We start from the raw sequence: 26,966 nt of genomic DNA on the forward strand, positions 1-26,966 counted from the left end.
TTTTACTCTAAAATAATATTCAAAGCCAAACCTCTCATCTCATATAATAATACATTCAATGATTCAGGGATACCTGGATCCGGTATAGGATTCCCCTTTACGATTGCTTCATAAGTCATTGCACGACCTATTACATCATCAGATTTAATAGTAAGTATTTCTTGCAAAATAAAAGAAGCACCAAATGCTTCAAGTGCCCATACTTCCATCTCTCCAAAACGCTGTCCACCAACTTGTGCTTTACCTCCCAATGGCTGCTGTGTGATTAAAGAATAAGGACCTACAGAACGAGCATGCATTTTATCATCTACCATGTGTCCTAATTTTAACATATAAATAACACCAACAGTCGCCGGTTGATCAAAACGTTCTCCTGTTCCCCCATCGTAAAGATAAGTTTTACCATAACGAGGAAGTCCAGCTTTATCTGTCCATTTATCTAAATCCTTTAACGAAGCGCCATCAAAAATAGGTGTTGCAAATCTTACCCCCAATTTTTCGCCGGACCAACCCAATACAGTTTCAAAAATTTGACCCAAATTCATACGGGAAGGCACACCCAATGGATTCAACACAATATCTATAATTGTTCCATCCTCTAAAAATGGCATATCCTCATCCCGTACAATGCGAGAAACGATACCCTTATTCCCGTGACGACCAGCCATTTTATCACCCACCTGTAATTTGCGCTTCTTAGCAACATATACTTTCGCCATCTGAAGAACTCCAGAAGGCAATTCATCACCAATTGCACAGTTAAATTCTTTTCTTTTTAATTCGGCACTCAGTTGCTTATATTTTTTTATATAATTAGCAATTAAATTGCTAATCATAGTATTCTTTCGAGAATCAGCTGTCCATTTAGAAATCTGAACGGAAGTATAATCTATTTTTCTTAAATCCCCTTCAGAAAACTTAGCACCTTTAGAAATCAATTCTATGCCCATAAAATCTTTTACTCCCTGAGAAATCTCATCTTTAACTAGGGATAAAAGCTTTTTAACTAAAATAGATTCAAGTTCATTTACTTTTATCTCATATTCCTTGTTTAATTGAATAAGATTTGATTTGCTATCCTGTCTCGATTTATCTCTTTTAATAGCTCTAGAAAAGAGATTCCTTTCAATAACTATTCCATTCAACGACGGAGAGGCCTTCAACGAAACATCTTTTACATCTCCCGCTTTTTCCCCAAAAATAGCTCGAAGAAGCTTCTCTTCCGGCGAAGGATCAGATTCGCCTTTAGGAGTAACCTTACCAATCAATATATCTCCCGGTTCTATTCTTGCTCCCAAACGAACAATACCATTTTCATCCAAATTTCTCGTTGCCTCTTCGCTTACATTAGGGATATCACTAGTTAATTCTTCTGCCCCACGTTTGGTTTCACGTACATCCAATATATATTCGTCTATATGAATAGAAGTAAAAATATCTTCGCGTACTACTCTTTCACTAATTATTATAGCATCTTCGAAATTATATCCCTTCCAAGGCATAAACGCTACTTTTAAATTCTTCCCTAACGCTAATTCTCCATTTTCACTGGCATAACCCTCAGTCAAAATTTGACCTCTTTCCACTCTATCTCCTTTTTTAACAATAGGATGTAAATCTATCGAAGTATTTTGATTTGTTTTTTTATACTTAGGAATAGCATAAGTTTTCACTGCCGATTCAAAACTGACAAACTCCTCCTCCTCGGTTCGATCATATTTAATATCAATCCTTGTTGAATCAACAAACACCACCTCTCCTGCACCTTCTGACATAATCTGTGTACGAGAATCACTTATAATCCGGCCTTCTAATCCAGTTCCTACAATCGGAACCTCAGAATTTAGCAATGGAACTGCTTGTCTCATCATATTAGAACCCATTAATGCACGATTGGCATCATTATGCTCTAAAAAAGGAATCAATGCAGCCGCAATAGAAGCGATCTGCGTGGGAGATACATCCATTAATTCGACTTCACTCGGAGTTACCACTGGATAATCTGCATCCTTACGGGCTTTAATACGATCATCGACAAATGTTCCATCATCATTTACTAGAGCGTCCCCCTGTGCAATGATTTTCCCTTCCTCTTCTTCTGCTACTAAATAAACAATTCCTCCAGAAGAATTATCAACCTTCGAATTACTTACTTTGCGATAAGGAGTTTCAACAAAACCCATATTACTAATTTTTGCATACACACAAAGAGAAGAAATCAAACCAATATTTGGACCTTCCGGAGTCTCAATCGGACACAAACGCCCATAATGCGTATAATGCACATCTCGCACTTCAAATCCAGCACGTTCACGCGACAAGCCACCAGGTCCCAAAGCTGACATACGACGTTTATGTGTAATTTCTGCTAATGGATTAGTTTGATCCATAAATTGAGACAAAGCATTCGTTCCAAAAAATGTGTTTATAACAGAAGAAACAGTCTTTGCATTAATCAAATCAATTGGAGTAAACACCTCATTATCTCGCACATTCATACGTTCACGGACAATACGTGCCATACGTGCTAAAGCAACGCCAAATTGATTAGACAATTGTTCCCCGACAGTACGAACACGCCGATTGCTCAAATGGTCAATATCATCCACGTCAGCCTTTGAATTAGCTAACTCAATCAAATATTTAATGATTTCGGTAACATCTTCTTTCGTAAGAACCCTTACATCTATAGGCAATGATAAATTCAACTTTTTATTGATCCGATAACGCCCTACTTCGCCCAAATCATACCTTTTATTTGAAAAAAACAAATTTTGAACAGTTTCTCTTGCACTAATGTCATCAGTAGGATCCATGTTACGAAGTTGACGATATATATATATTACAGCATCTTGTTCTGAATTACTCGGATCCTTCAACAAAGTATTGTATATAATCGCATAATCAGAAAGATTCTTATCTTCACGATGTAACAAAATTATTTTAGCTCCACATTCTATAATTTTATCTATGTAAATCTCTTGTAATATCATTTCGCGATCTATAACAACTTCATTTCGCTCAATAGAAACCACCTCACCAGTATCTTCATCTACAAAATCTTCTACCCAAACTTTTAATACGCGAGCGGCTAGTTTTCGTCCAATCACCTTTTTCAAATTATCTTCACTTACATCGATTTCTTCTGCTATATCGAATATATCTAAAATATCCTTATCGCGCCCAAAGCCAATAGCTCTCAAAAGTGTCGTAATAGGCAATTTCTTTCTACGGTCAATATAAGCATACATTACATTATTTATATCTGTCGCAAATTCAATCCACGAACCTTTAGTGGGAATAATACGTGCTGAATATAATTTTGTGCCATTTGAATGTAAACTTTGCCCAAAAAACACACCCGCAGAACGATGTAATTGAGAAACTACAACACGCTCCGCTCCATTGATAACAAAAGTCCCTTTCTCCGTCATATAAGGAATTGTACCCAAATACACATCTTGAATAACAGTATCAAAATCCTCATGATCACTATCAGTACAATACAGCTTTAATCTAGCTTTTAAGGGGACACTATAAGTCAATCCTTTTTCTATACATTCTTTAAAAGAATAACGCGGAGAATCGATATAATAATCCAAAAAATCAAGTACAAAACTATTACGAATATCTGTAATAGGAAAATTTTCTTTACATATCTTATACAATCCCTCATTTTTTCTTTTTTCTAAAGGAGTATCCAATTGCAAGAAGTCCTGGAAAGATTTTAATTGTACTTCTAAAAAATCCGGATATTCAACAGGTCTTTTTATTGACCCAAAGCTAATTCTTTGATCGTTTTTTTTCATCTACAGAAAACAACAGTAAAACAATCATCCAAAAATTGGACAACTAACATAATAAAAAACTACTCTCCCAAATTTACTATCTCATAACTCTCAGCCACATCTCTCTTGCAAACAAAAAGCACATATTGGACACAACAACCAATATTGTTTGGACAATTCAAAAATTTTTCAACTATTTAGTTTACCTAATATCGATTTCCGCTCCTGCTTCCTCCAAAGATTTTTTCAATGTTTCAGCTTCATTTCTTGTAATACCTTCCTTCAACGGAGCAGGTGCATTATCTACAATACCCTTTGCTTCTTTCAAGCCAAGTCCTGTTAGTTCTTTCACTAATTTAACAATTGCTAACTTATTAGTACCCACTCCCTTAAGAATTAAATCGAAAGATGTTTTTTCTTCTCTTACCTCAACAACACTAGTGCTAACACCTGTAGCAACTGAGCTAGACGTAGCTAGCTCAATCCCATACTCGGTTTTAAGAATTTCAGTAAGTTCACTTACTTCCTTTATAGTCAAATTTACTAATTGCTCAGCAAAAGCTTTTAAATCTGCCATATTGTATAATCTTTAATTTATTTTTTAATTGTCTATAAATTTTATAACCCAAAATCTTCTCTAGCCATTTCCTTTTTTTTCAAAAAAGTTTTTAAAATCCTATGAATAGTCTGTCTCCCAAAATCAAGAGTTAAAACAATTTTTTTAGCAGATGATTGCAATAAAGTGATAACATCACCAACGAGTTCATCTTTGCTTTTAACAGAAACAAGCAAATCTAAATTTTCAGACCCCAAATAGAACTCTTCCTGAACATAAGCTGCTTTCAATTTAAGAACACCCATTCCTTCAGAAAATGTTTTTATCAATCTTGCAGGCCTATTGGCACTATTAGAAAACATAATTGCCGTATTCCCTTTCAATGCAGCATCTAATATAGAGAAATCTTCTTCCATTCGTTCCCATGCTCTTTTCAAGAGAGTGTTCTTTACAACCACTAACTTAATCCCTTGCTTATTACACTCTCTTCTTAAACTACTTGTAATTGATGCATTCAACATAGCAACATCCACTAAGTAGAAATTTAAGTACTCTCCTATAATGGTAGCGATTTGTTTAATAACAACAATTTTATCTTTCTTTCTCATAAATGACACTTTTAATCTCCATCCACTGATTTAGAATCAACTCTAAGGCTTGGACTCATTGTACTCGAAAGATAAACACTTTTAATATATATCCCTCTTACAACAGCTGGTCTTACTTTAAGTAAAGTAGCCATAAACTCTTTAGCATTATCACAAATTTGTTCAGGAGTAAATGATATTCTACCAATAGAAGTATGAACAATACCCCCTTTATCTACTCTAAAATCAATTTTCCCCTGTTTCACTTCTTTTACAGCAGTACTCACATCATTAGCAACTGTACCACTTTTAGGATTAGGCATTAAGCCACGCGGACCCAGTATTTTACCCAAAATACCAACTCTACCCATAACAGAGGGATGAGCAATAATTACATCAACATCTGTCCATCCATTCTTAATCTTTTCTATATATTCGTTAAGTCCAACATAGTCGGCACCCGCATTCCTTGCAAAACCCTCTTGATCAGGAGTCACCAGTGCAAGAACCCTAACTCGCTTACCCAGACCGTGTGGCAATGAAACTACTCCTCTTATCATCTGATTGGCCTTACGAGGATCAATACCTAAACGAACATCCATATCTACAGAAGCATCAAACATCGTGGTTGTAATTTCCTTAATTACAACAGATGCTTCCTTAAAAGTATACATCCTCCCCACTTCAATCTTACTTAAAACTAATTTTTGATTTTTTGTAAGTTTACCCATAAAATCTCCCTTAAGAGTTTAATTGTTTTTCAGAGAAATCTCTTTTAACGTGTATCCCCATGCTTTTTGCCGTACCTATAACCATCTGTATAGCTTTTTCGACAGAAAAGCAATTCAAATCAGCCATTTTATATTCTGCGATAGCTTTGACTTGTTCCCATGTAATTTCAGCTATTTTTTTACGGTTTGGTTCTGCAGAACCACTTTTCAATTTAACTATTTCTAACAACTGAACAGCTACTGGTGGATTTTTTATGACAAAATCAAAAGATTTATCAACATAATAGGTAACTACGACAGGTAACAGTTTCCCTATTCTATCTTGAGTTTTAGCATTAAATTGCTTACAAAACTCCATAATATTAACACCTTTAGAACCCAACGCAGGTCCCACGGGGGGAGAAGGATTTGCTGCCCCCCCCCTAATCTGCAGTCTTAATTTTCCAGCAACTTCTTTTGCCATCACTTAAATATTTTCCAAAATCAACGTATGACCTAGATTGAGTAAAGAACTTAATTCCTCACTCAATCTACAAACAACCTTAAACAAAACCAAAAAGATTTCTAGATTACTATCTAATCTATACTTTTTGAAAAAGTATAAACCCTACACAACAAACCTCCATCTATAACCCACACAACTCACCCTCTACATGAAAATTTCCTCCAAATTCGAAAGTTTATCCTCAAAAATATAAATCTCATAAACTATTCCTTCTCCACCTGTAAATATCCTAATTCTAAGGGACTTTTTCGTCCAAAGATCTTAACCATCACTTTAAGCCTCTTCTTATCAGGATGAACCTCCTCTATTTCACCATAAAACCCCGTAAAAGGGCCAAAAGTGATTTTGACAGTTTCTCCCACGTTATAATTCACATCAAATTCTTCAGTTCGGTTTTGCATTTCATCTACTTGCCCCAAAATCCGACTTACTTCAACAGGACGCAAAGGCACAGGCCTATTCCCTCCCAAAAAACCAGATACAAAATTAATACTTTTTATAAAGTGAACTACTTCACTCTTCAGCACAGCTTCAATAACAACATACCCTGGAAGGAAAGCACGCTCTTTCCTATAGTTTTTCCCTCTAATATTCCGGACTACCCTTTCTGTCGGAACAATGACTTGCAGAATGCAATCCCGCAAATTACTGTTTTTTCTGATCTCTGATTCAAGACATTCTTTTACCTTGCTTTCCTTACCATTTACAGCCCGTAAAACATAGAATCTCCTTTCCATCCCCGATATTATCTATACCTATTTCTTACTTTATTTATACAAAACCCTTGATCCTTGGTATATGTACGTACAACATCCTAAAAATTAAAAAAACAATACCAATTCTATATAAAAGATAAAAGCTTTATTTAATATTTTTATAAAAGAACATCATAACATTTTCAAAACTAAAATCAATTAGAAACACCACTAATGCCATAACAAGAGAAGCCATCATAACAACAATTGTACTATTAGACAACTCCTGCTTCGTAGGCCAAGAAACCTTATACATAAGGTCATCATAAATCTCTTTTACATTCCTAAATATAATTATCAACCATTTTTCTCCATACATTATTACCATCGGCTTTATTATTCATACATAATACATACAAGATTAGTTGATTGCACGGGGCGAGAGACTCGAACTCCCGACGCTCGGTTTTGGAGACCGATACTCTACCAACTGAGCTAGCCCCGTATAACTACAATAGAATTATAACAGCACCATCCCACTCTTTACTATGATGTAATAATAGTTTTTTGAGTTATCAAACTTATTTTCTACTCTATAATTTCAGTAATTTGCCCTGCACCTACAGTACGCCCTCCTTCGCGGATAGCAAACCGAAGTCCCTCATTACACGCAACAGGATAAATTAATTCAATAGTTATCGTGACATTATCTCCCGGCATTACCATTTCAGTGCCTTCTGGAAGAGTAATTTCACCTGTCACATCTAATGTGCGAACATAGAATTGAGGACGATACTTATTATGAAATGGAGTATGACGCCCACCTTCCTCTTTCTTCAAAATATATACTTCCGCCTTTACTTTAGTATGAGGCTTTACCTTATTCGGATGAGTAATAACCATACCCCGCTTCACTTCATCCTTATCTACACCGCGAAGTAATAACCCCACATTGTCTCCTGCTTGACCTTCATCTAAAATCTTACGAAACATTTCTACCCCTGTAACCACCGATTTTTTGCCATTAGCATCTAAACCGATAATTTGAACTTCATCTCCTGTCCTAACAAGACCTGTTTCAATACGCCCCGTAGCAACTGTGCCACGACCTGTAATAGAAAACACATCCTCAACAGGCATAAGAAATGACTTATCGATATCGCGCTGAGGCAATGGTATCCAATTATCTATGGCATCCATCAGTTCCATGATTTTAGCCTCCCACTTTGGATCTCCGTTTGCTCCACCCAAAGCAGACCCTCGTATAATAGGAGTATTGGTACCATCAAACTGATAAAAATCAAGTAACTCCCGCATTTCCATTTCAACCAATTCCAACATTTCAGGATCGTCTACAATATCCACCTTATTCATAAAAACAACTAACTTCGGAACATTTACTTGACGGGCCAAAAGAATATGTTCGCGAGTTTGAGGCATAGGACCATCAGTTGCAGCAACCACAATAATAGCACCATCCATTTGAGCCGCACCTGTTACCATGTTTTTAACATAGTCAGCGTGACCCGGACAATCCACATGAGCATAATGTCGAGTTTCTGTCTCATACTCTACATGAGCAGTATTAATAGTGATACCCCTTTCTTTTTCCTCAGGAGCATTATCAATCTGATCAAATGATTTCACTTCCGAAAGACCCTTTTTTGCTAAAACTGCAGTAATGGCAGCAGTTAAGGTTGTCTTACCATGATCTACATGACCAATTGTCCCAATATTAACATGTGGTTTTGACCGATTAAATTTTTCTTTTGCCATAATTTATTTACGTGTATATAATATTCTAAAATAGTTCTAAAACTATAGAATTCGATCTTAGATCTTAATTATTTCGAGCCAGTGCCGAGATTTGAACCCGGGACCTCTTCCTTACCAAGGAAGCGCTCTACCGCTGAGCTACACAGGCGAAGTTAAGAAGAAAAAATAAATATGCAAATATATCATTCAACTTTTTCTTCACATGAAGAACTTTTGTAACAAAAAATTTGTAACAAAAAAAAGGAAGAGGAGAAGCACAAAACACAATTTTCACAATAACAAATTATGAACTTATCATTACCAATAATAACCTATAACAATCAATCCTCTCAAAAACTTAATCTCAAGACTACAACCATATAAATAATTATATGATCAAACTATAATTTTTATGAAAATCTTAAAATGTTCCCTAAAAACTACGAATATTTCCCTAATCTTTTATCAATGCAAACGCGAAACACTAACCGTAGTAATTATCATAACCGTAGTAATTATCATTTGAAAATGATAATTATGCCTTTCGTTTGCGAAGAAGAAAAACTCTCTGGCTCCTATATGGATCCTCCCTAAAATATCTCCTCCTATGACAAATTTATTCAATTAGCATTTGAATTGGCAATTCAAATGCTAATTATCCTACAAAGCAAATCTTGCGACTTCTTGAGCATACTATGAAATAAAACACATATGCTGATAGAAAAAACCAAAAGCAAGAATTTGCCTTTTATATCGCGTTCTTAGTAAGAACTAATATAAAAAAGTAGTTTTTCTAATAGCACAATCTTGTTACGCTCAAATTACCTGTAAGAGATGATCAAAGTCCATACGCATGGTACATGGATTTCACCAAAGTATTGGTGAATTGTTTTCTTCCCATGATATACACACCCCACCCCCAATGGGCAATGTTACACATTCACTTTGTCGCAAATCGAAGAAAGTAAAGCACATATCCTAATATGTGCCAACAGAATATCCATAACTGCGTCGTACAATTGTACAAGAATTGTTCCCATAATGCAAATTTAAACAACAGTAATCTCTTATTTACAACATAATTCTTTACCACGGAAAGAGTCATCAAAACGTCCATCGTCATAAACTAAATGTCCATTAACAAAGGTTTTAACTACTTTATGAGAAAAAGTCTCCCCTTCTAAGGGTGACCATCTACATTTATACAATAAATTCTCTTTAGCAACTGTCCAACGATATTTAGGATCCACCAATACCAAATCAGCATAATATCCTTTACGGATATAACCTCTATCTCTCAAATTGAACAATCGTGCTGGAGCATGGGACATCTTTTCCACTATAAGTGGCAAAGTAAAAACATTTTGCCGACACAATTCAAGCATCAAAATCAAAGCATGCTGAACCATCGGGGCACCAGGAGCAGCTTGGAAACATCCTCCCTGTTTTTCTTCCCAAGTATGTGGAGAATGATCTGTCGCTATTATATCTATTTTCCCATCTATAAGAGCTTGCCTCAATGCCTCACGGTCAGCAAAAGTTTTAATTGACGGGTTCCATTTTATACGATTACCCAAACGAGAATAATCTTTATCTGAAAACCACAAATGATGAACACAAACTTCTGCTGTAATTCGTTTTTCTTGTAAAGGTTCCAATGTTAATAATTCAATTTCCCGAGCAGTAGATAAATGAAGCAAATGCAAATGAGAACAATATTTCTTCGCCAACCGAACAGCTTCACTTGAAGAAATATAACAAGCTTTCGCACTACGTATCTTTGGATGAAAAGAAATCCCTAAACATTTTCCAAACTTCCTTATGTATTTCGCCCTGTTAGTTTGTATAACCGTTTCGCTCTCACAATGGGTAGCAATGATATGGTTGGACAAAGTAAAAATTCGTTCTAAAGCTAATGGATTATCTACTAGCATATTCCCACTAGATGAACCCATAAACACTTTTACGCCTATCGCACGATTAGCTCCTGGTCGGATAAGTTCCTCAAAATTATCATTCGTAGCACCTATAAAAAAAGAATAATTAGATAAACTATCCTGTGATGCTTTTTTAAACTTATCATTCAAATCCTTGACCGTAATTGTTTGAGGCAGAGTATTAGGCATATCCATAAATGAAGTAATTCCTCCAGCTACTGCTGCGTGCGATTCACTGTAAATATCCCCTTTGTGAGTTAAACCAGGTTCACGAAAATGAACCTGATCATCAATAACTCCTGGAAGTAATAAAAGATCTGAAGCATCAATAACTGTCGTTGTATTTTGTAAATCATCTTTATTTTCCCGTTCCATAGATAAGTAATAAGGAACAATGTTTTTTATTCTTTCTCCTTTTATCCATACTGACCCTTTATAAACAGTACCCTCGTTAACAATATTTGCATTCCATATGAGAATCATTACTTATCAATGATCTTTTTTTGAGGGTATTTATGAAAAATGCTATATAATTTAAGCCAGATGACGCCAAAGAAAGCTTCATTGAATACGCTTCCATTCATTTTAGATATACCCTCTGTGCGATTAATAAAAATAATAGGAATTTCCTTTAGTCTAAACCCACTTTTCCAAGCAACATATTTCATTTCTATTTGAAAAGCATAGCCTTTAAATCGAATCTTATCAAGAGGAATTGTTTCCAACACTTCCCTACGATAACATTTAAACCCTGCAGTAGTATCGTTTATTTTTAATCCAGAAATAAACTGTACATATTTAGATGCTATGTAAGAAAGTAAAACTCTCGAAACAGGCCAATTTATGACATTTACACCTGATACGTAACGAGAACCAATAGCAACATCTACCTCATCTTCTGAACATGCTCTGTACAATCTAAGTAAATCATCAGGATTATGGGAAAAATCTGCATCCATCTCAAAAATATAATCATAATCACGTTGCAGAACCCACTTAAATCCATTAACATAAGCTGTTCCCAAGCCCTGTCTCCCTAATCTCTCTATCAAATGCAAACGAAAAGAAAACTCTACCTGTAAGATTTTTACAATTGCAGCAGTAGCATCAGGAGAACAATCATCTATTACCAAAATATCAAAAGACTTGGACAAAGAAAAAATCCGACGAATAATCTTTTCAATATTTTCTTTCTCATTATAAGTAGGAATAATAACAATACTATCACTCATAGTAGTTTTCTGTAATATCTATGCACAGAAGAATTTGGTAATAAATCAGGATGAAATAAGCTTATCATTTCCTTTAATATCCAATCAGGATGGAGTAATAGCTCTTGATAATAAGATTTTTTCAAAGTATTACAAACGTAGATGTTTCGACTTTTATAAGCATCAAATAAAGCATAATTTGGACACTTTTTGAATAATTGCTCGTAAGTAAGTTCTTGGGGACTATAATATTTAATTAACCAATAGTCTGCTTTTTCAGCTTTACTCAAAACCGTTTCAAAAGATAATGATACAGATCCAGTATTAGGATCATCTTTTAAAATATAGTTTGCACCAGCATCATATAACATGTGAGCTAAATAACTTTTACCTCCAGGCATATACCAAATGTTACCATATTTCATTTCTGTGAAAACAGCAGGACGAAAAACAACATTTGTCACCAATTTTTTGAGCTCATTATATGAATGCATAATCTCAAAAAATAGAGAATCAGCAAATTCTTTTTTATCAAACAATAACCCGATAAAACGAATCCATTCGGCTTGACCCAAAGGATGATTCTCCATATAATCAGTACAACAAATAACAGGAATATTTAATTTATCCAACACATCAGTCTTAGTGTTGATAGGATTGATAAAAATTACTTCCGGGTTAATAAACATCAATTTCTCTATATTAGGATTAACCGAAAAACCAATATCTTGTATTGTCCCAGAACTAATTCCTTCAGTCACAAACGGAAGATTGATATACTGCGGCTCCGTTACACCTATCAAAACATCCAAAACACCCAAAGCATCAAATATTCCACAAATAGCAGATGAAAAACAAACTGCTCGTTTCACAGGCGTGCGAATTAAGACTCCTTCGGGAAGCGATTTGGGAAGTTTTTTTGACCGAGGAACCAAAACATATTTTTGCAAAAAACGTGTCTTATTCCAAGGATTTTGAATTCTCACAAGTGTATAACTGGCATATGTTTCTATTTTAAATGTTCGTGCATAACAAACACTACCATTTGAGAAATTTTTTCCTGTACTTAAACTGTTATTTTCTCCACAAGAAAATAGAAACACCCACCACAACAATAGAGAGAAGTTGTTTATACGCATTTCCTTTCCTAGCTATTATATTAGGGAACTCTTAGGAGACAGTATCGTCATCGCATCCACTCTTGCCTTCCTATGTCAAAAAAATTGTGTGGACTTGGAGGGATTCGAACCCTCGTCCAAACGAGGAACCAATTTGATTTCTACATGTTTATCCCTATTTTATTTTTTGGACTCAGCACAGGACTAAGGAATCCCTCAATTGTTGAGCCTATCCTTTTTAATTCATCTGAAGCACAAGGATTACTCCAAACTATCTCCGATATTGGACAGCACCACTTTTTCAGATTGCTTCGAAGACAGAGCTTCTGAGTGATGTCTCGTTCCGGTCTCCTTGAGACGGAATAAAGCTTAGACCTACTATAACTTCTGCTAAGCAGCAAGAGCGTAAAAATTTTCGCCAGTTAATATAATTATCATCCGAGATTAAAGTGCCGAACAACGACGCACTACATGCTTACAAATCATTTCTACCCGATGTCAAAGCCAGTCAAGCCCATAATTCTCATAGAGTACGAAGATATAAAAATATTGTTTTTATAAAAAAAAAAATTAATTTCGCGCAACTGCAGTTTATAAGCAGCAAAAAAATATTTTTCTTATTTAGAAGATAAGAAGTCCAATCTTCTATTTTTTCCTTTTACTTTGCATTACAAACAATAGATTCTTATGAACAATTATGAAGCTGTTTTTATTTTGACTCCTGTTTTATCCGATGAACAAGTGAAGGAAACTGTTAATAAATTCAAAGATATTCTCATTGCTGAGGAAGCAGAAATCATAAATGAAGAAAATTGGGGCTTACGTAAACTAAGTTATCCAATTCAAAGAAAGACAACTGGATTTTATTTCTTATTAGAATTTAAATCGGATTCTACCATTATTTCTAAATTGGAAACACAATTTCGGCGCGATGAAAAAGTACTCCGTTTCTTAACTTTCCGTCAAAACAAAGTCTTTATGGAATACGCACTTAAAAGAAGAAACAAACTCAAAGAAACTAAGTAAAGAAACTTAATATTATGGCAACATACAACAATAATTCAGAAATCCGTTACTTAACACCTCAAGTTTCCGATACGAAAAACAGAAAGAAATATTGTCGTTTTAAAAAAAATGGCATTAAGTTCATCGATTACAAAGATCCTGAATTTTTAAAAAAATTCTTAAATGAGCAAGGCAAAATTCTCCCTAGGCGTATTACAGGCACCTCGGCAAAGTTTCAGCACCGTGTTGCTCAAGCAGTGAAACGTGCTCGTCACTTAGCACTGCTTCCGTATGTAACTGATTTGATGAAATGAACAAAAATAAAGGAAAAACTTATGCAAGTAATTCTATTAGAAAATGTTGATAAGCTTGGTTACAAAGATGATATTGTCACTGTAAAAAATGGTTATGGAAGAAATTTTTTGATCCCTAAAAAAAAGGCCATTTTCGCTTCTAAAACAGCAAAGAAAGTATTAGCTGAAAACCTTCGCCAACAAGTTCGCAAATTGGAAAAAATCAAAAAAGACGCCCAGACATTAGCAAATAAATTAATGAATATTTCTCTTACCATTGGAGCAAAAACAAGCTCCAACGGCATAATTTTTGGATCGATTACTAACATCCAAATCGCAGATGAACTGGCAAAAAAAGGGGTTCAAATCGAACGAAAACTAATCTCTATCAAAGAGCATATAAAAGAAATCGGCTCTTACAAAGCTACTCTAAGACTTCACAAAGATATTGTAATAGACATACCTTTCGAAGTAATAGCAGAATAACAAAACAATCCTTAAATTTGGACTACGGAAATTCAATAAGTGTTTCTCTACTACTCCCGTTTGAGTATCCGATTCAACGCTTATGCTTACTTGCATAAGCAAGCCCCTACATGACATGAAACAGGGACAACGAAAGTGGTAAACCTCTCTATACCTCACTCAAAAACCCACTGATTGATTTGCAATAAATTAACCAGTAGATTGAATAAAAAGTACCTCTCTCATCACGCCAGATATAAATACATACCGGGGACTATCCTTACACAGGGTCTATTTTAAAACAAAAAAATCCCACTCTAAACCAATCACACCATTTTTTAACAAAATTTTTAGTTTAAAATTCGTTCTGCTACATCAATAGCTGCTTTTAAAGCTCCTAACTTATTATTCACTTCCTGTAATTCGGACTCATCACTAGATTGTGAAACAATTCCAGCTCCAGCTTGGTAATACAATACATTATTTTTGCTGAGAAAGGAACGAATTGTAATTGCCTGATTTAAATCCCCGTTTAATCCAATATACCCTATACACCCACCATAAACTCCTCTCCTATATGGTTCTATATCACTTATCAGTTCTATTGCTCTAATTTTAGGTGCCCCAGAGAGTGTTCCTGCTGGGAAGGTATCGGCAAACACTTTAATAGTATTGATACCTTTTTCTACACATCCCACTACTCTAGAACCTAAATGAATTACATGAGAATAATATTGCACTTTTTTATAGAAATCTAAATACACATTGCGAGTATTTTTACTCAAATCATTACGGGCCAAATCTACTAGCATGACATGTTCAGCATTTTCTTTTGGATCTTCCAACAAATCTTGAGCCAACCGTTCATCTTTTTCGTCGTTTCCAGTACGACGAAAAGTCCCTGCAATAGGATCTATATAAGCTCTCCCTTTCGTTATTCGGCAATGAGTTTCGGGACTAGAACCAAAAATACGAAACGAACCAAAATCAAAATAAAACAAATAAGGTGAAGGATTAATAGAACGCAAAGCACGATACACCTTAAAATCATCACCTAAAAAAGTCTGAGAAAAACAACGAGAAAGTACTATTTGAAATACATCACCTCTTTTACAATGTTTAATACCCCTCCGTACCATTTCTTTATAAACATCATCAGTAATTATAGAAATTTCATTGCCTTTAGTGGTAAAATTATAAGAAGCATAGTTACGATTACTCAAAATGGCTAACACTTCATCCATCTTGCTTTTTTCTCCCTTGATAATATTTTCTACAATAGTCATTTCATTTTTAAAATGATTAATGACAAGAATGTACCGATAGAAAATATAAATTATGTCAGGAACATTTTCTACAATCATTTTCTTTTCTTCCACATAAACATCTTCAAAATATTTTATAGCATCAAAGGCCGTATATCCGAAAAAACCATTATACTTTACGACATTTTCATTATCGCTTATCTTAAAGGAAGAAATAAACTGGTTCAATTGCTCAACAACAGGAGACGACTCATCTATCGTAATGACAGATACAGACTGATTTGGATAAGTCATCTTAACTTTGCTATCTTTTATTTCAAAACGAGCTATCGGATTAAATCCAATAAAAGAAACAGAATTTTCATTTCCATGGAAATCCGAAGATTCCAATAATACCGATTCAGGAAAAATATCTCTTATTTTCAAGTAGATACTAACCGGAGTTTGTAAATCCGCCAAAACTGTTCTGCATCGTGTATTGACAATAGTCATAATTCTAAGTATACTACGAATTAGTAGTGAAATTCTTATTTTTGAATGACACATGAACACAAAAGGGACATAATTCAATGATGTCTACAATAGTCATAATCAATCATATAAGCCACCCACGCTTCATTCATTCCAGAAAATATTTGCATAGAAACGATACCCTTTCATTTGCTTGTGGAGATCTTTCGTTCTTCATACTCGATTTGTTTTGGATGCGGAAAATTCTCATCAAAATCAACTAAAAGTTCATATAGCTACTTGGTTATATATGCCCTTTCATTGTCATTAAATACAAATGATTTTCCTTTGCCATGAAACAGCCATTACAAATCATTTTTTCCTATTTTTATAACGATTCATAAACTTATCTACACGTCCAGCTGTATCCACCAATTTTTGCTTCCCCGTATAAAATGGATGAGAAGTATTAGAAATTTCCAGTTTAATCAAAGGATAAACAATACCTTCTATTTTAATAGTTTCTTTTGTATCGATCGTACTGCGTACAATAAATGTATCATTGTTAGATACATCTTTGAATGCAACCGGACGATAATTGGTCGGATGAATCCCTATTTTCATTTTTTATAATTATATTCTCCTACTTTTGTACTTTTTCACAAAAGTACAAACATACTTCTAATAAGCCTACAAATATTTAAATATATTTTTTGAGTATTTAGGTAATGTTTAGAAGTCAGAAATATTTATGCAAAAAACACCATGATACCTATAGACATTATAAAAAAATATTACGAAGAAAAAAGTGAACTTTATGATATTCTGGTTACACATAGTCTATCGGTAACCAATAAGGCTCTTGAAATAATACAAATACATTCTGAATGGAAAATAGACAAAGCATTTATTCTAGAAGCATCTTTACTACACGATATAGGAATTTACCTGACAAATGCTCCTGCTATACAGTGCTTTGGCAATTTTCCTTATATCTGTCATGGTTATTTAGGATCAAAAATTCTTCAAAAAGAAAATCTCCATAGGCACGCTTTAGTTTGCGAAAGACATACAGGGACAGGATTGACAAAAGAAGACATAATACGAAACAATATTCCTCTTCATCACAAAAATTCATTACCGGAAACATTAGAAGAAAAGCTTATCTGTTTTGCTGATAAATTTTATTCCAAAACCCAATTATGCAGAATAAAAACAATAGACCAAATAAAAAAATCACTCTCAAAACATGGAAGAGATTCTGTCCTACGATTTGAAGATATGCTAAAATTATTTTTAGGATAAATGGTTACTAAAATCCACAATTCCCTCATCCCTCAAAAGATGATAATAATTAATTTTTTACTATAAAACTACTTCTATCTTGCAATAATAACTGAGTGATTTTTTATTTTGACTTAAAAAATTTTTTTTGATAAATCAATATTTCATTCAATCCTTTCAACACTAAATGTTTATCCACGAATAAAGTGCCTTTTAATCGTTTCTCGAAATAAATAGTATTGCCTCCTGTAAGAAAAGTTAAAGCATTTTCTTTCTTTTCATATTCTTCTATATATGACCCTAATTCATGTACTATACCTTCCATTACACCACTTCGTATAGCTGTCTCCGTATCGTAGCCTCGAATTGGTATATTCCCATTCTCACTTATCAGTGGCAATGAGTTGGTGAAATAATGCAAAGCATTCAACCTCATAGCAGGTCCTAGTGAAATATTCCCTCCTTTATATATTCCCTTTCTATTAACAAAATCAATCGTAATCGCCGTACCAATATCTATTATCAGAAGATTATTGTTGAGTTTTTGATACCAAGCTCCTACTGCTGCAGCTAATCGGTCTGTCCCCAGAGTTCGTGGTGTTTGATAATCTATTGATAGGGGAAGAGGCAGATTATTTTTAAACTCATAAAAGTAGGATAAGCTCTCTCTAAGTAAAGAGAGTAAAGATTCACTTACTTCTCGTGTACTGCACAATATACCTGCTTGTGGTTGATAAGTTTTTAGAATAGAATAAAACCATTCCTGTTTTACTTCCTTTGTTTGGAAGGTTTTTATTACTGCTTTCCCCTCAAATAGTCCTATTTTAAGTATTGTATTCCCTTGATCAATAACTATGTACATAATTCGAATCGTATTTATACTATGTATAAAATTAATAAAATTAAAATGTTGTTTGCATTTGTCTGGTGATTTAATTCTTTAAAAAATATACTATTGTGTGTAATTTTGCTTAAAAAATGGAAATCGATTTAAGATTTAAGATTAAAAAAGTGAGATATTTTATCTTCTTCCTTTTATGTGTATCAACACTTTATACCTCTAAAGCTAGTAAAACAGACGATTTACAAGTGAGTTTGTTGACTGTTATGCCTTATAGTAATAAAGTATATACTATTTACGGACACAGTGTTTTGCGAATCCATAATTTGAAACAGAATACGGATATTGTTTTTAATTGGGGAACTTTTGGTTTTGATACCCGTTACTTTTTATATCATTTTCTCAAAGGAGAAATTAGTTATTCTCTTAGTAAAACTGACTACTATCAATTTCTTCAATGTTACGATCTATTAAAAACTACTATAATAGAACAAATCTTATATCTCTCACCCGAAAGTAAAGAATATCTTTTACAAATGCTTTCTGTTAATTTACATCCCAAAAATCGAGCATATCATTACAATTTTTTGAAAGACAATTGTACTACTCATATCCGAAATTCTATCGAAAAAACAATAGGGGCTCCTTTAGATATTGCCGATAATACTCATTTAAAGACTATTCGCCAATTGATACATTCCTATACTTATCCTTATCCTTGGATGACCTTTGGTATTGATCTATTAGTTGGAAGCGAAGCGGATAAACCTATCCGCAAACGAGAATCACTATTCCTCCCTATGCAATTAAAAAAAGTAGTAGATAATTTTACATATAATTCGGGTGATTCCCTTGTTGTTTCATCTCTTCTAATTTCACAATCTAATGATAGAAAAAACATTCGTTCATCATTCTGGCATTCTCCAATACAAATTGGTTGGCTAATTTTGTGTATATACGGAACTATGATTAGTGCAACAACTATAGGTATTTGCAAATACCAAAAGTCAAGAATTGCTTCTGATATATTCAGAATTACAAAAGTATGTTTTGCATTTCTATTTCTCTCAGCTGCTGGAGTCGGAAGTTTAATCCTGTTTCTTGTTTTGTTTTCTTATCATCCTTGTACATCCTCTAATTGGAATCTATTTTGGGTACATCCATTCCATTTTATTGCTTTTATTGGTTTTTTTGTTAAAAAACCTTCCTATTGGAAAACTATATATCTGTATCACTGGTTCAATCTAGTATTATTATTTGCATTATTATTAGGATTAAGGAAATCTTGGTTACCACAAAATTTAAATCCGGCTATAGTCCCCTATGCACTTTGTTTGATGTTAGCATCTTTGTCTTATTTGATATACAAATACAAAAAAATGTTGAAGTAAGTAATAGAGAGGGTTCAAACGATTGATAAATAAATTCAAGAAGTTATACATTTATACGGCGATGAAAATTATATGTGATTTTTCCTTAATAGAAGAATCAACTACTGCAACGGTGGGTTTCTTTGATGGAGTCCATCTTGGACATCGATATCTTATCAAACTATTAAAAGAATATGCAAAGAAGTCAAAATTAAAAACTGCAATTATTACTTTTCCAATTCACCCATGCAAAATATTACAAAAAGACTATCAACCCTTTCTTCTTAATACTTTTGAAGAAAAAGTTAGACGGCTATCTCTTACTGAAATTGATTATTGTTATGTTATTAACTTTACTCAAGAGTTCTCAAAAATCACCGCACAAGATTTTATACAACAAATATTACATAAACAATTGCGAATAAAAGAGCTTTTGGTTGGATATGATAATAGATTCGGAAAGGGAAGAATATACGGATATAAACAATATGTACAATATGGGAAAAGCTGTGGAATGTCAGTAAGACAAATAGACAAATTACCTGAAAAAGAAGATATTCATAATAGTTCCACTTCTATTCGTCAATTGCTTATGGAAGGCAAAGTAAAAAAAGCAGCCGATAAGCTGTCTTATTACTATTCTTTGGAAGGTAAAGTGGTACAGGGTAACCAATTGGGAAGAACCATTGATTACCCCACTGCCAATATTTCTCTATACGACAAAGAAAAAGTTATTCCTTGCAAAGGAATATACGCTACTTATGTATTCATTAAAGGAGACAAACATATTGGAATGACTTATATTGGTAAGAGACCAACTATTACCTTCGATGAGGATAATAGAATCGAAGTAAATATTTTTGATTTTGATAAAAATATTTACGGCAAAAGAATTCGAATAGAATTCTTACAATTTATCCGTCCTGATATTTACTTTCATAATTTGAAAGAACTACAAAAACAATTGGGAAAAGACAAAGCAAAGGTGAAAAAAATTATTCCCCTTACCTGGTAAAAAATAACTTTTATGAAAAAACTCACATTGGCGAAAGTTTTTTTCTATCTAACCCAATTCTCTACTCTCTTACAATTTACCTATTCTTTCATAACTTGAACTTGAAGGATTTAAAGGATTTATTCCCCCTATTTCATCCATCTCTTTGTTATTTCTCCTCAATTTTTATCAATTGAATTTCATCGGCCAATCTCGTTAAAATCGCAAAAAAATTACTGATAAATATAATCCAACTATATCTGAATGACATTTTTACATTACACACTTCATTGAAAATATTTCTTTGCACAACTAGAACTAGTTAACCAATAAAAATACTAAACATCAATATTAGCGTAAATAGCATTATCTTCGATAAACTCACGGCGAGGAGTTACATCTTCACCCATAAGTATAGCAAACACTCGATCCGCTTCTGCTGCATTTTCAATGGTAACTCGTTTTAATGTACGAACCTCAGGATTCATTGTAGTATCCCATAATTGCTGAGCATTCATTTCTCCTAACCCTTTATATCGTTGTGTATGAACCTGTTTTTCATCTCCCCTAGCATATTTATCTATAAATGCCTGACGTTGTTGGTCTGTCCAACAATATTCCTCTACTTTCCCTTTCTTCAAAAGATAAAGTGGAGGAGTGGCAATATAGACATATCCCTTTTCAATCATTAGACGCATATGTCGAAAAAAAAATGTAAGAATCAATGTGGCAATATGACTTCCATCTACATCAGCATCAGTCATAATAACCACTTTGTGATATCTTAATTTGTCTATATTCAATCCTTTACTGTCTTCGGTTGTTCCAATAGTAACTCCTAAAGCAGTAAAAATGTTGCGAATTTCCGAATTTTCCAACACTTTATAAGGCATAGCTTTTTCTACATTCAATATTTTACCTCTCAATGGCAAGATTGCCTGATATTTTCTTTCTCGTCCTTGCTTAGCAGTACCTCCGGCAGAATCTCCTTCTACAAGAAATATTTCACATTTTTCTGGATTTCTATCTGAACAGTCTGCCAATTTTCCAGGCAATCCACCTCCTGCGAGAGGAGATTTGCGTTGAACCATCTCTCTTGCATTACGAGCAGCATGACGTGCCATCGCAGCCAAAACAACCTTGTCTACAATAGTTTTTGCTTCCTTCGGGTGTTCTTCTAAATAAACACTCAACGCTGTGCCTACAGCTTGATCTACAGCTCCAATCGCCTCATTGTTCCCTAATTTGGTCTTAGTTTGTCCCTCAAATTGAGGTTCTTGTACTTTGATAGATATTACTGCTGTCAACCCCTCACGAAAATCATCTGGACTTATTTCAATCTTTATCTTTTCCAATAATTTGGAATCTACAGCATATTTTTTCAATGTACGAGTTAATGCTCGACGGAATCCTGCCACGTGTGTTCCATGCTCTATAGTATTGATATTATTGACATAAGAAGAAATACTTTCGTTATAAGAAGTATTATAAGTCATTGCTATTTCTACCGGAATACCTTGCTTTTCGGTAATAATATGAATAATATCATTGCCAATTAAAGGCTGTTTAGCAGAATCAATAAATCTAACAAATTCACTCAATCCTTCTGATGAGTAGAAAATTTCATGTTTAAAAGTACCGTTAACAAATGAAACACGTTTATCTGTCAACTCCAACCTTACACCTGCATTAAGAAATGACAGTTCACGTAAACGGCTTGCTAAAATATCATACTTATATTCTGTAACAATAAATATAGAACTATCCGGTTTGAAAGTGATAGTAGTACCTCTATCATTCGTCTCTCCAATAATTGTTAGTTCATTGGTAACTTTCCCACAAGAAAACTCTTGAGCATATATCTTTCCATCACGCCGAACTTCCGCTCTCAAGTAAGCTGACAGGGCATTTACACAAGAAACTCCCACTCCGTGCAAACCACCAGAAACTTTGTAAGAATTCTTATCGAATTTACCTCCTGCATGTAATACAGTAAGCACGACTTCTAATGCCGACCTTTTTTCTTTTTCATGAAAATCAACTGGAATACCACGTCCGTCATCTTTAACCGTAACTGAATTATCATCATTGATAAATACCTGTATATTTTTGCAATAACCAGCTAAAGTTTCGTCAATTGAATTATCCACTACTTCATATACTAAATGATGCAATCCTTTTTGACCAATATCACCAATATACATTGCCGGTCTTTTTCGGACAGCTTCTATCCCCTCCAGTACTTGAATGTTATCTGCTTTATACTCCCCCAATCTCCATCCCCCCTTTCTTACACTATTATTTTGTTTAAATCCTTATCTTTACTTATATGTCTCTCTTTACTTATATGTCTCTATGATATCAAATATCAAACTCTACTTTTCGCTATCTGCATTTCCGCTATCTGCAGAAATACGAATAATTTAACTCGATTCCAATTTAGCTAATTTTTTACCTAAAAATTTTGTGATTATCATTAATTTTTATTTTAAATTCGTATTTAATTAATTGTTAATGATCTTAAATCTTATACAAGATGGCTTACGTTATTACAGAAGATTGTATTGCTTGCGGTACTTGTATCGATGAATGTCCAGTTGAAGCTATCTCGGAAGGAGATATTTATTCAATTGATGCGAATAATTGCACTGAATGTGGTTCATGTGCTAGTGTTTGCCCTTCTGAAGCAATTACTAAAGGATAATTTTCCTTGAAAAGATTCTTAAAAAGAAGAGGTACTGTCCAATATCTAAATATATAAAAGATATCTCTTCTTTTATTCTCTCTTAAATTCCAAATAGTTTGTTAGTTTGTCTTACTGTTTACTGTCTAACCGAAGTTGATTTGTTGGTTCTTTTCTGCTCGGTGTGCTTTGCAACACGTATTCATAAATAAATTATGAATAAATATGGCTTGAGTTAGTAAAAAACAAACGTTTGATACTACTATATTTAATTATGATTTAATCATGAACTATAATTTTATAGGTAAAATAACCATAGGATTATCATGGATTTGGGAAAAATTGATAAAAATGCAAGAATTTATGATTAAATATTTCTTGTCTCGCTGAATTTTTGAAAAGTTACTAATCTCTGTTTACAACAATTGCTTGAACATTGCTCTTTATCCGAAGTACGCAAATAAACAAAGTAAGAAAAAACATCTATAATTTACCTTGTGGATATCAAACAAAGATTTTACTTTTACATAACTTTGTCCTGGTTAGCTTAATAGGGAGTGGTTTTTGGTTTAGGTGGTTTTGCTGTTTGATTTCTTTTTGCAAAAGAAAGAACGGAGTGAAGACAATTTTGATACTCAGTTTAATCAACAAAAATCTGTAAATCTGTAATAAAGAAAAAATAACATTAACTGAAAGTATGTATATGTTGTATACAGTTTCGTTCGTTATTCCAAATTCTAAACAATAAGAGTTTTTTAATTAAAAAGTTATGAAAAACTACTTGTTTTATCATTCGATTTAGTTCTACCAAATATGTAAGTTACAATGTAAGTTACATTGTTGAGTCTTATTTATACATATTGATAGAATGGGAACCGTAGTTCTTCGCAGTGATTTAAATAAAAAAAAGAGATGCTTTATCAAAAAAGTATCTAAAAGTGTAGAATTATAAAGAAATTATGTGATTATGCTGTCACAGACAGATATTAAACAAATTGAAAGTAGGGGTATATCCATTCGTCAAATTAACGAACAATTAGAATATTTCTATAAAGGATTCCCTTGTTTATCTATTGTTGAATCGGCTTCTACAAATAAAGGAATAAAGTCCTTATCTGATAAAGAACAGCAAATCTATATAAACAAGTGGTTTTCTTATCTAGATCAGGACAAAATAATAGTCAAATTTGTCCCTGCTTCTGGGGCTGCTAGTAGGATGTTTAAAGATTTATTTGAATTCCTTTCAGCTAACTATACTGTTCCAACTACCAATTTTGAACAGATCTTTTTTTCCAAAATTCATCGATTCGCTTTTTATAAAGATTTAGATCAAATTTGTATTACTAATGAAAAAAAATCTATCAATAAGCTGATAGCCGACAACAATTACAAAACGATAGTTGAAAATCTGCTTCTTGAACGGGGACTCAATTATGGTCAGCTTCCTAAAGGGTTAATACTGTTTCATACTAATCCAAATGGTTACCGTACGGCAATGGAAGAACACTTAGTAGAAGGTGCTTTCTACGCAGGTAACAAAGTTAGGGAAGTAAGAATACATTTTACTATCTCACCCGAATACAGATCTTGTTTTGAATCTTTCCTTAAAGAAAAAATTGATATTTATACTCGCCTATTTAACGTGAAATATCATGTAGATTTTAGTGAGCAAAACCCATCTACCGATACTTTAGCTTTGGACAAGGAAAACCGCCCTTTTCGTGATAAAAATAATTTAGTATTCCGTCCAGGTGGACATGGAGCATTAATAGAAAATTTAAACAATATTATTGCTGACATAGTTTTTATAAAAAATATAGATAATGTTGTCCCTGATTCTTTTAAAGCAAAAACCATTCGATATAAACAATTGCTTGCAGGTGTGCTAGTGACTTATCAAGAAAGAATATTCGATTATCTAAATCTGATTGATTCTGGAAAATATATACATGAAAACTTGTTGGAAATGTTACTTTTTCTCCAAAACGACCTATGTATCAAAAATCCGGAAATCAAACATTTGGAAGATGGAGAACTAGTATTGTATATCAAATCTAAATTAAATCGCCCCTTACGAGTTTGTGGAATGGTACGCAATGAGGGAGAACCTGGAGGCGGTCCATTTTTGACAGTCAATCCAGACGGTACAACTTCTTTACAAATATTAGAAAGTTCTCAAATCGATTTGAAAGATCCTGAAAAAAGAGCTTTATTCAAAAATGGGACACACTTCAATTCCGTAGACTTAGTTTGTACTCTAAAAAATTACAAGGGAGAGAAATTTGACTTATTCAAACATGTAAATAAGAACACCGGATTTATCTCTTTAAAATCAAAAAATGGGAAACAGCTCAAAGCATTAGAACTACCGGGTCTATGGAATGGAGCTATGTCAGATTGGAATACAATATTTGTAGAGGTACCGATAGAAACTTTCAATCCTGTAAAAACAGTTAATGACTTATTGCGTCCGGAACATCAATAAAGCTTTTTTTATTCTCTCATATGTCGCTTCTAATACAGGTACTAAAGGTAAACGAAGTTTATTTTCAATAAAACCCATCACATTTAACATACCTTTCACCCCTGCAGGATTACCTTCTATAAATAATAACTCAAACAGTTCTGCAAATTGGCCATGAATAATACGAGCATTATCGCTATCTCCATTTAAAGCAAGACGTATCATTTTTCCAAATTCTTTAGGAAAAACATTCCCGATAACAGAAATTACACCCACCGCTCCTATCCCTATTAAAGATAATGAAAGTTCATCATCCCCAGAAAGCACCTGAAAGCCGCTAGGTTTATTTTCGATAATTACACCTATCTGATCTATATTCCCGGAAGCTTCTTTTATAGCAACTATATTCTCAAAATCATTAGCAAGAAGTAAACTGGTTTCAGCGGTCATATTTACACCTGTTCTACTAGGGACATTATAAAGGATGATTGGCAAAGACGTAGCTTGTGCAATATATTTAAAATGTTGGTATATCCCGTCCTGAGTAGGTTTATTGTAATACGGAACTACTGAAAGAATAGCATCAATTTTACCGAAATCTTCTGTATTAAGCTTATGAATTACAGCTTGTGTATTATTTCCCCCTACACCTACAACGATAGGAATACGTTCTCTAACTATAGAGACAACCAATCGAACAATTTCTTTTTGTTCCTCATAAGAAAGTGTAGGAGTTTCTGCTGTTGTACCCAAAACAATCAAATAATCGATACCATTCTGCAACTGGTAGTCCACTAAGTAAGACAAAGCCGGATAGTCGACAGTACCATCACATTTAAACGGAGTAATAAGAGCTACTCCCATTCCTCGAAGAACAATTTGCCTCATTCAGTTAAAAAAATGAACAATAAGCAAAGTTAAAATATTTTAAATACAAAATCGATTACATTAGAACCAAATTCTCTATCT

The 26,966-nt window shown here is 33.6% G+C and carries 25 protein-coding genes, 2 tRNA genes and 1 other RNA gene; 9 read left to right on the plus strand and 19 right to left on the minus strand.

Translation table 11 applies throughout. The annotated features are described in order from the left end of the window. Positions 1 to 2: 2 nt before the first annotated feature. The 10 genes from rpoB to CFPG_RS00075 all read right to left on the minus strand — a co-directional run bounded on the left by rpoB (position 3) and on the right by CFPG_RS00075 (position 8,786). Positions 3 to 3,809, minus strand: coding sequence for a DNA-directed RNA polymerase subunit beta (rpoB, locus tag CFPG_RS00030; protein ID WP_012573030.1), 3,807 nt, complete (start codon positions 3,807 to 3,809; stop codon positions 3 to 5). A gap of 181 nt (positions 3,810 to 3,990) precedes the next feature. Then, positions 3,991 to 4,365: a 50S ribosomal protein L7/L12 gene (gene rplL / locus CFPG_RS00035; RefSeq protein ID WP_012573031.1), complete on the minus strand. Its 375-nt coding sequence runs from the start codon at positions 4,363 to 4,365 to the stop codon at positions 3,991 to 3,993. A gap of 41 nt (positions 4,366 to 4,406) precedes the next feature. Beyond that, entirely contained in the window at positions 4,407 to 4,952 is a 546-nt protein-coding gene (gene rplJ, locus CFPG_RS00040) for a 50S ribosomal protein L10 (RefSeq protein WP_012573032.1), read from the minus strand. Positions 4,953 to 4,963: 11 nt separating this feature from the next. Next, positions 4,964 to 5,662, minus strand: a complete 699-nt coding sequence (gene rplA, locus CFPG_RS00045) for a 50S ribosomal protein L1 (RefSeq protein WP_012573033.1) — start codon at positions 5,660 to 5,662, stop codon at positions 4,964 to 4,966. A 10-nt stretch (positions 5,663 to 5,672) separates the two neighbouring features. Continuing rightward, on the minus strand, positions 5,673 to 6,125 hold the full coding sequence (gene rplK, locus CFPG_RS00050; protein ID WP_012573034.1) for a 50S ribosomal protein L11: 453 nt from the start codon (positions 6,123 to 6,125) through the stop codon (positions 5,673 to 5,675). A 245-nt stretch (positions 6,126 to 6,370) separates the two neighbouring features. Beyond that, positions 6,371 to 6,913, minus strand: a complete 543-nt coding sequence (gene nusG, locus CFPG_RS00055; RefSeq protein ID WP_041572341.1) for a transcription termination/antitermination protein NusG — start codon at positions 6,911 to 6,913, stop codon at positions 6,371 to 6,373. A gap of 115 nt (positions 6,914 to 7,028) precedes the next feature. Further along, positions 7,029 to 7,250 carry a preprotein translocase subunit SecE gene (secE, locus tag CFPG_RS00060; RefSeq protein ID WP_012573036.1) on the minus strand — a complete coding sequence of 74 codons (222 nt, stop codon included), beginning with the start codon at positions 7,248 to 7,250 and terminating at the stop codon, positions 7,029 to 7,031. 44 nt (positions 7,251 to 7,294) lie between these two features. After that, positions 7,295 to 7,367 (minus strand) — tRNA-Trp (locus CFPG_RS00065). An 83-nt stretch (positions 7,368 to 7,450) separates the two neighbouring features. Further along, a complete protein-coding gene (gene tuf / locus CFPG_RS00070; RefSeq protein ID WP_012573037.1) occupies positions 7,451 to 8,638 on the minus strand; it encodes an elongation factor Tu in 1,188 nt (395 codons plus the stop codon). Between the two features lie 76 nt (positions 8,639 to 8,714). Continuing rightward, positions 8,715 to 8,786: transfer RNA gene (locus CFPG_RS00075), tRNA-Thr, on the minus strand. Between the two features lie 257 nt (positions 8,787 to 9,043). Between CFPG_RS00075 and CFPG_RS05410 the strand changes: the two genes are divergently transcribed. After that, complete coding sequence (locus tag CFPG_RS05410) at positions 9,044 to 9,211, plus strand: hypothetical protein (RefSeq protein WP_265348013.1); 168 nt, start codon at positions 9,044 to 9,046, stop codon at positions 9,209 to 9,211. Between the two features lie 473 nt (positions 9,212 to 9,684). Here the strand turns inward: CFPG_RS05410 and CFPG_RS00080 are convergent, their stop codons facing one another. The 4 genes from CFPG_RS00080 to ssrA all read right to left on the minus strand — a co-directional run bounded on the left by CFPG_RS00080 (position 9,685) and on the right by ssrA (position 13,399). Then, positions 9,685 to 11,037, minus strand: coding sequence for a dihydroorotase (locus CFPG_RS00080; protein WP_012573038.1), 1,353 nt, complete (start codon positions 11,035 to 11,037; stop codon positions 9,685 to 9,687). Then, complete coding sequence (locus CFPG_RS00085; RefSeq protein ID WP_012573039.1) at positions 11,037 to 11,786, minus strand: polyprenol monophosphomannose synthase; 750 nt, start codon at positions 11,784 to 11,786, stop codon at positions 11,037 to 11,039. The genes CFPG_RS00080 and CFPG_RS00085 overlap by 1 nt, the downstream gene beginning before the upstream one ends. Continuing rightward, on the minus strand, positions 11,783 to 12,904 hold the full coding sequence (locus CFPG_RS00090) for an ABC transporter substrate-binding protein (protein ID WP_012573040.1): 1,122 nt from the start codon (positions 12,902 to 12,904) through the stop codon (positions 11,783 to 11,785). The genes CFPG_RS00085 and CFPG_RS00090 overlap by 4 nt, the downstream gene beginning before the upstream one ends. 86 nt (positions 12,905 to 12,990) lie before the next feature. Continuing rightward, positions 12,991 to 13,399, minus strand: a transfer-messenger RNA (tmRNA) gene (ssrA, locus tag CFPG_RS05255). Between the two features lie 171 nt (positions 13,400 to 13,570). Here ssrA and rpsF point away from each other — a divergent pair. Genes rpsF through rplI form a run of 3 tightly spaced genes read left to right on the plus strand, consistent with a single transcriptional unit; the run spans position 13,571 to position 14,667 of the window. Beyond that, positions 13,571 to 13,909: a 30S ribosomal protein S6 gene (gene rpsF, locus CFPG_RS00095; protein ID WP_012573041.1), complete on the plus strand. Its 339-nt coding sequence runs from the start codon at positions 13,571 to 13,573 to the stop codon at positions 13,907 to 13,909. 14 nt (positions 13,910 to 13,923) lie between these two features. After that, positions 13,924 to 14,202: a 30S ribosomal protein S18 gene (rpsR, locus tag CFPG_RS00100; protein ID WP_012573042.1), complete on the plus strand. Its 279-nt coding sequence runs from the start codon at positions 13,924 to 13,926 to the stop codon at positions 14,200 to 14,202. A 21-nt stretch (positions 14,203 to 14,223) separates the two neighbouring features. Further along, entirely contained in the window at positions 14,224 to 14,667 is a 444-nt protein-coding gene (rplI, locus tag CFPG_RS00105; protein WP_012573043.1) for a 50S ribosomal protein L9, read from the plus strand. A 329-nt stretch (positions 14,668 to 14,996) separates the two neighbouring features. Here the strand turns inward: rplI and CFPG_RS00110 are convergent, their stop codons facing one another. Both CFPG_RS00110 and CFPG_RS00115 read right to left on the minus strand, forming a co-directional pair. After that, a complete protein-coding gene (locus tag CFPG_RS00110; protein ID WP_012573044.1) occupies positions 14,997 to 16,403 on the minus strand; it encodes an anthranilate synthase component I family protein in 1,407 nt (468 codons plus the stop codon). Positions 16,404 to 16,733: 330 nt separating this feature from the next. Beyond that, the gene (locus CFPG_RS00115) at positions 16,734 to 16,985 is read right to left on the minus strand and encodes a type B 50S ribosomal protein L31 (protein ID WP_012573045.1); all 252 of its coding nucleotides are present in this window, start codon (positions 16,983 to 16,985) and stop codon (positions 16,734 to 16,736) included. A gap of 141 nt (positions 16,986 to 17,126) precedes the next feature. Between CFPG_RS00115 and CFPG_RS00120 the strand changes: the two genes are divergently transcribed. Continuing rightward, positions 17,127 to 17,666 (plus strand): HD domain-containing protein, encoded by a 540-nt coding sequence (locus CFPG_RS00120; RefSeq protein WP_012573046.1) that lies wholly within the window; start codon positions 17,127 to 17,129, stop codon positions 17,664 to 17,666. A 103-nt stretch (positions 17,667 to 17,769) separates the two neighbouring features. Here the strand turns inward: CFPG_RS00120 and CFPG_RS00125 are convergent, their stop codons facing one another. Then, on the minus strand, positions 17,770 to 18,507 hold the full coding sequence (locus CFPG_RS00125) for a type III pantothenate kinase (protein WP_012573047.1): 738 nt from the start codon (positions 18,505 to 18,507) through the stop codon (positions 17,770 to 17,772). Positions 18,508 to 18,623: 116 nt separating this feature from the next. Here CFPG_RS00125 and CFPG_RS00130 point away from each other — a divergent pair, with 116 nt between their 5' ends. Both CFPG_RS00130 and CFPG_RS00135 read left to right on the plus strand, forming a co-directional pair. Further along, the gene (locus CFPG_RS00130) at positions 18,624 to 19,877 is read left to right on the plus strand and encodes a DUF4105 domain-containing protein (protein ID WP_012573048.1); all 1,254 of its coding nucleotides are present in this window, start codon (positions 18,624 to 18,626) and stop codon (positions 19,875 to 19,877) included. Between the two features lie 61 nt (positions 19,878 to 19,938). Next, positions 19,939 to 20,871 (plus strand): bifunctional riboflavin kinase/FAD synthetase, encoded by a 933-nt coding sequence (locus CFPG_RS00135; protein WP_012573049.1) that lies wholly within the window; start codon positions 19,939 to 19,941, stop codon positions 20,869 to 20,871. A gap of 317 nt (positions 20,872 to 21,188) precedes the next feature. Here the strand turns inward: CFPG_RS00135 and gyrB are convergent, their stop codons facing one another. Further along, positions 21,189 to 23,123 (minus strand): DNA topoisomerase (ATP-hydrolyzing) subunit B, encoded by a 1,935-nt coding sequence (gene gyrB / locus CFPG_RS00140; RefSeq protein WP_012573050.1) that lies wholly within the window; start codon positions 23,121 to 23,123, stop codon positions 21,189 to 21,191. A 263-nt stretch (positions 23,124 to 23,386) separates the two neighbouring features. On the opposite strand from gyrB, the gene CFPG_RS00145 reads away from it, so the two are divergent. Together CFPG_RS00145 and CFPG_RS00150 are read left to right on the plus strand one after the other, a co-directional pair. After that, the gene (locus tag CFPG_RS00145) at positions 23,387 to 23,554 is read left to right on the plus strand and encodes a DUF362 domain-containing protein (protein ID WP_012573051.1); all 168 of its coding nucleotides are present in this window, start codon (positions 23,387 to 23,389) and stop codon (positions 23,552 to 23,554) included. A 946-nt stretch (positions 23,555 to 24,500) separates the two neighbouring features. Further along, positions 24,501 to 26,018 (plus strand): DUF4301 family protein, encoded by a 1,518-nt coding sequence (locus CFPG_RS00150; protein ID WP_012573052.1) that lies wholly within the window; start codon positions 24,501 to 24,503, stop codon positions 26,016 to 26,018. Here CFPG_RS00150 and dapA read toward each other — a convergent pair. Continuing rightward, on the minus strand, positions 25,995 to 26,885 hold the full coding sequence (dapA, locus tag CFPG_RS00155) for a 4-hydroxy-tetrahydrodipicolinate synthase (RefSeq protein ID WP_012573053.1): 891 nt from the start codon (positions 26,883 to 26,885) through the stop codon (positions 25,995 to 25,997). The two genes, CFPG_RS00150 and dapA, sit on opposite strands and share 24 nt — an antisense overlap. Positions 26,886 to 26,966: the final 81 nt, after the last annotated feature.

Origin of the sequence: Candidatus Azobacteroides pseudotrichonymphae genomovar. CFP2, from assembly GCF_000010645.1 — a bacterium.
GTDB classification, from domain to species: Bacteria; Bacteroidota; Bacteroidia; order Bacteroidales; family Azobacteroidaceae; genus Azobacteroides; species Azobacteroides pseudotrichonymphae.

What these genes read in the sequence shown, in the direction of transcription:
- rpoB (WP_012573030.1), bottom strand. Translation starts at nt 3,809, where the DNA reads ATGAAAAAAAACGATCAAAGAATTAGCTTTGGGTCAATAAAAAGACCT.
- rplL (WP_012573031.1), bottom strand. Translation starts at nt 4,365, where the DNA reads ATGGCAGATTTAAAAGCTTTTGCTGAGCAATTAGTAAATTTGACTATA.
- rplJ (WP_012573032.1), bottom strand. Translation starts at nt 4,952, where the DNA reads ATGAGAAAGAAAGATAAAATTGTTGTTATTAAACAAATCGCTACCATT.
- rplA (WP_012573033.1), bottom strand. Translation starts at nt 5,662, where the DNA reads ATGGGTAAACTTACAAAAAATCAAAAATTAGTTTTAAGTAAGATTGAA.
- rplK (WP_012573034.1), bottom strand. Translation starts at nt 6,125, where the DNA reads ATGGCAAAAGAAGTTGCTGGAAAATTAAGACTGCAGATTAGGGGGGGG.
- secE (WP_012573036.1), bottom strand. Translation starts at nt 7,250, where the DNA reads ATGGTAATAATGTATGGAGAAAAATGGTTGATAATTATATTTAGGAAT.
- tuf (WP_012573037.1), bottom strand. Translation starts at nt 8,638, where the DNA reads ATGGCAAAAGAAAAATTTAATCGGTCAAAACCACATGTTAATATTGGG.
- CFPG_RS05410 (WP_265348013.1), top strand. Translation starts at nt 9,044, where the DNA reads ATGTTCCCTAAAAACTACGAATATTTCCCTAATCTTTTATCAATGCAA.
- CFPG_RS00080 (WP_012573038.1), bottom strand. Translation starts at nt 11,037, where the DNA reads ATGATTCTCATATGGAATGCAAATATTGTTAACGAGGGTACTGTTTAT.
- CFPG_RS00085 (WP_012573039.1), bottom strand. Translation starts at nt 11,786, where the DNA reads ATGAGTGATAGTATTGTTATTATTCCTACTTATAATGAGAAAGAAAAT.
- CFPG_RS00090 (WP_012573040.1), bottom strand. Translation starts at nt 12,904, where the DNA reads ATGCGTATAAACAACTTCTCTCTATTGTTGTGGTGGGTGTTTCTATTT.
- rpsF (WP_012573041.1), top strand. Translation starts at nt 13,571, where the DNA reads ATGAACAATTATGAAGCTGTTTTTATTTTGACTCCTGTTTTATCCGAT.
- rpsR (WP_012573042.1), top strand. Translation starts at nt 13,924, where the DNA reads ATGGCAACATACAACAATAATTCAGAAATCCGTTACTTAACACCTCAA.
- rplI (WP_012573043.1), top strand. Translation starts at nt 14,224, where the DNA reads ATGCAAGTAATTCTATTAGAAAATGTTGATAAGCTTGGTTACAAAGAT.
- CFPG_RS00110 (WP_012573044.1), bottom strand. Translation starts at nt 16,403, where the DNA reads ATGACTATTGTCAATACACGATGCAGAACAGTTTTGGCGGATTTACAA.
- CFPG_RS00115 (WP_012573045.1), bottom strand. Translation starts at nt 16,985, where the DNA reads ATGAAAATAGGGATTCATCCGACCAATTATCGTCCGGTTGCATTCAAA.
- CFPG_RS00120 (WP_012573046.1), top strand. Translation starts at nt 17,127, where the DNA reads ATGATACCTATAGACATTATAAAAAAATATTACGAAGAAAAAAGTGAA.
- CFPG_RS00125 (WP_012573047.1), bottom strand. Translation starts at nt 18,507, where the DNA reads ATGTACATAGTTATTGATCAAGGGAATACAATACTTAAAATAGGACTA.
- CFPG_RS00130 (WP_012573048.1), top strand. Translation starts at nt 18,624, where the DNA reads ATGGAAATCGATTTAAGATTTAAGATTAAAAAAGTGAGATATTTTATC.
- CFPG_RS00135 (WP_012573049.1), top strand. Translation starts at nt 19,939, where the DNA reads ATGAAAATTATATGTGATTTTTCCTTAATAGAAGAATCAACTACTGCA.
- CFPG_RS00145 (WP_012573051.1), top strand. Translation starts at nt 23,387, where the DNA reads ATGGCTTACGTTATTACAGAAGATTGTATTGCTTGCGGTACTTGTATC.
- CFPG_RS00150 (WP_012573052.1), top strand. Translation starts at nt 24,501, where the DNA reads ATGCTGTCACAGACAGATATTAAACAAATTGAAAGTAGGGGTATATCC.
- dapA (WP_012573053.1), bottom strand. Translation starts at nt 26,885, where the DNA reads ATGAGGCAAATTGTTCTTCGAGGAATGGGAGTAGCTCTTATTACTCCG.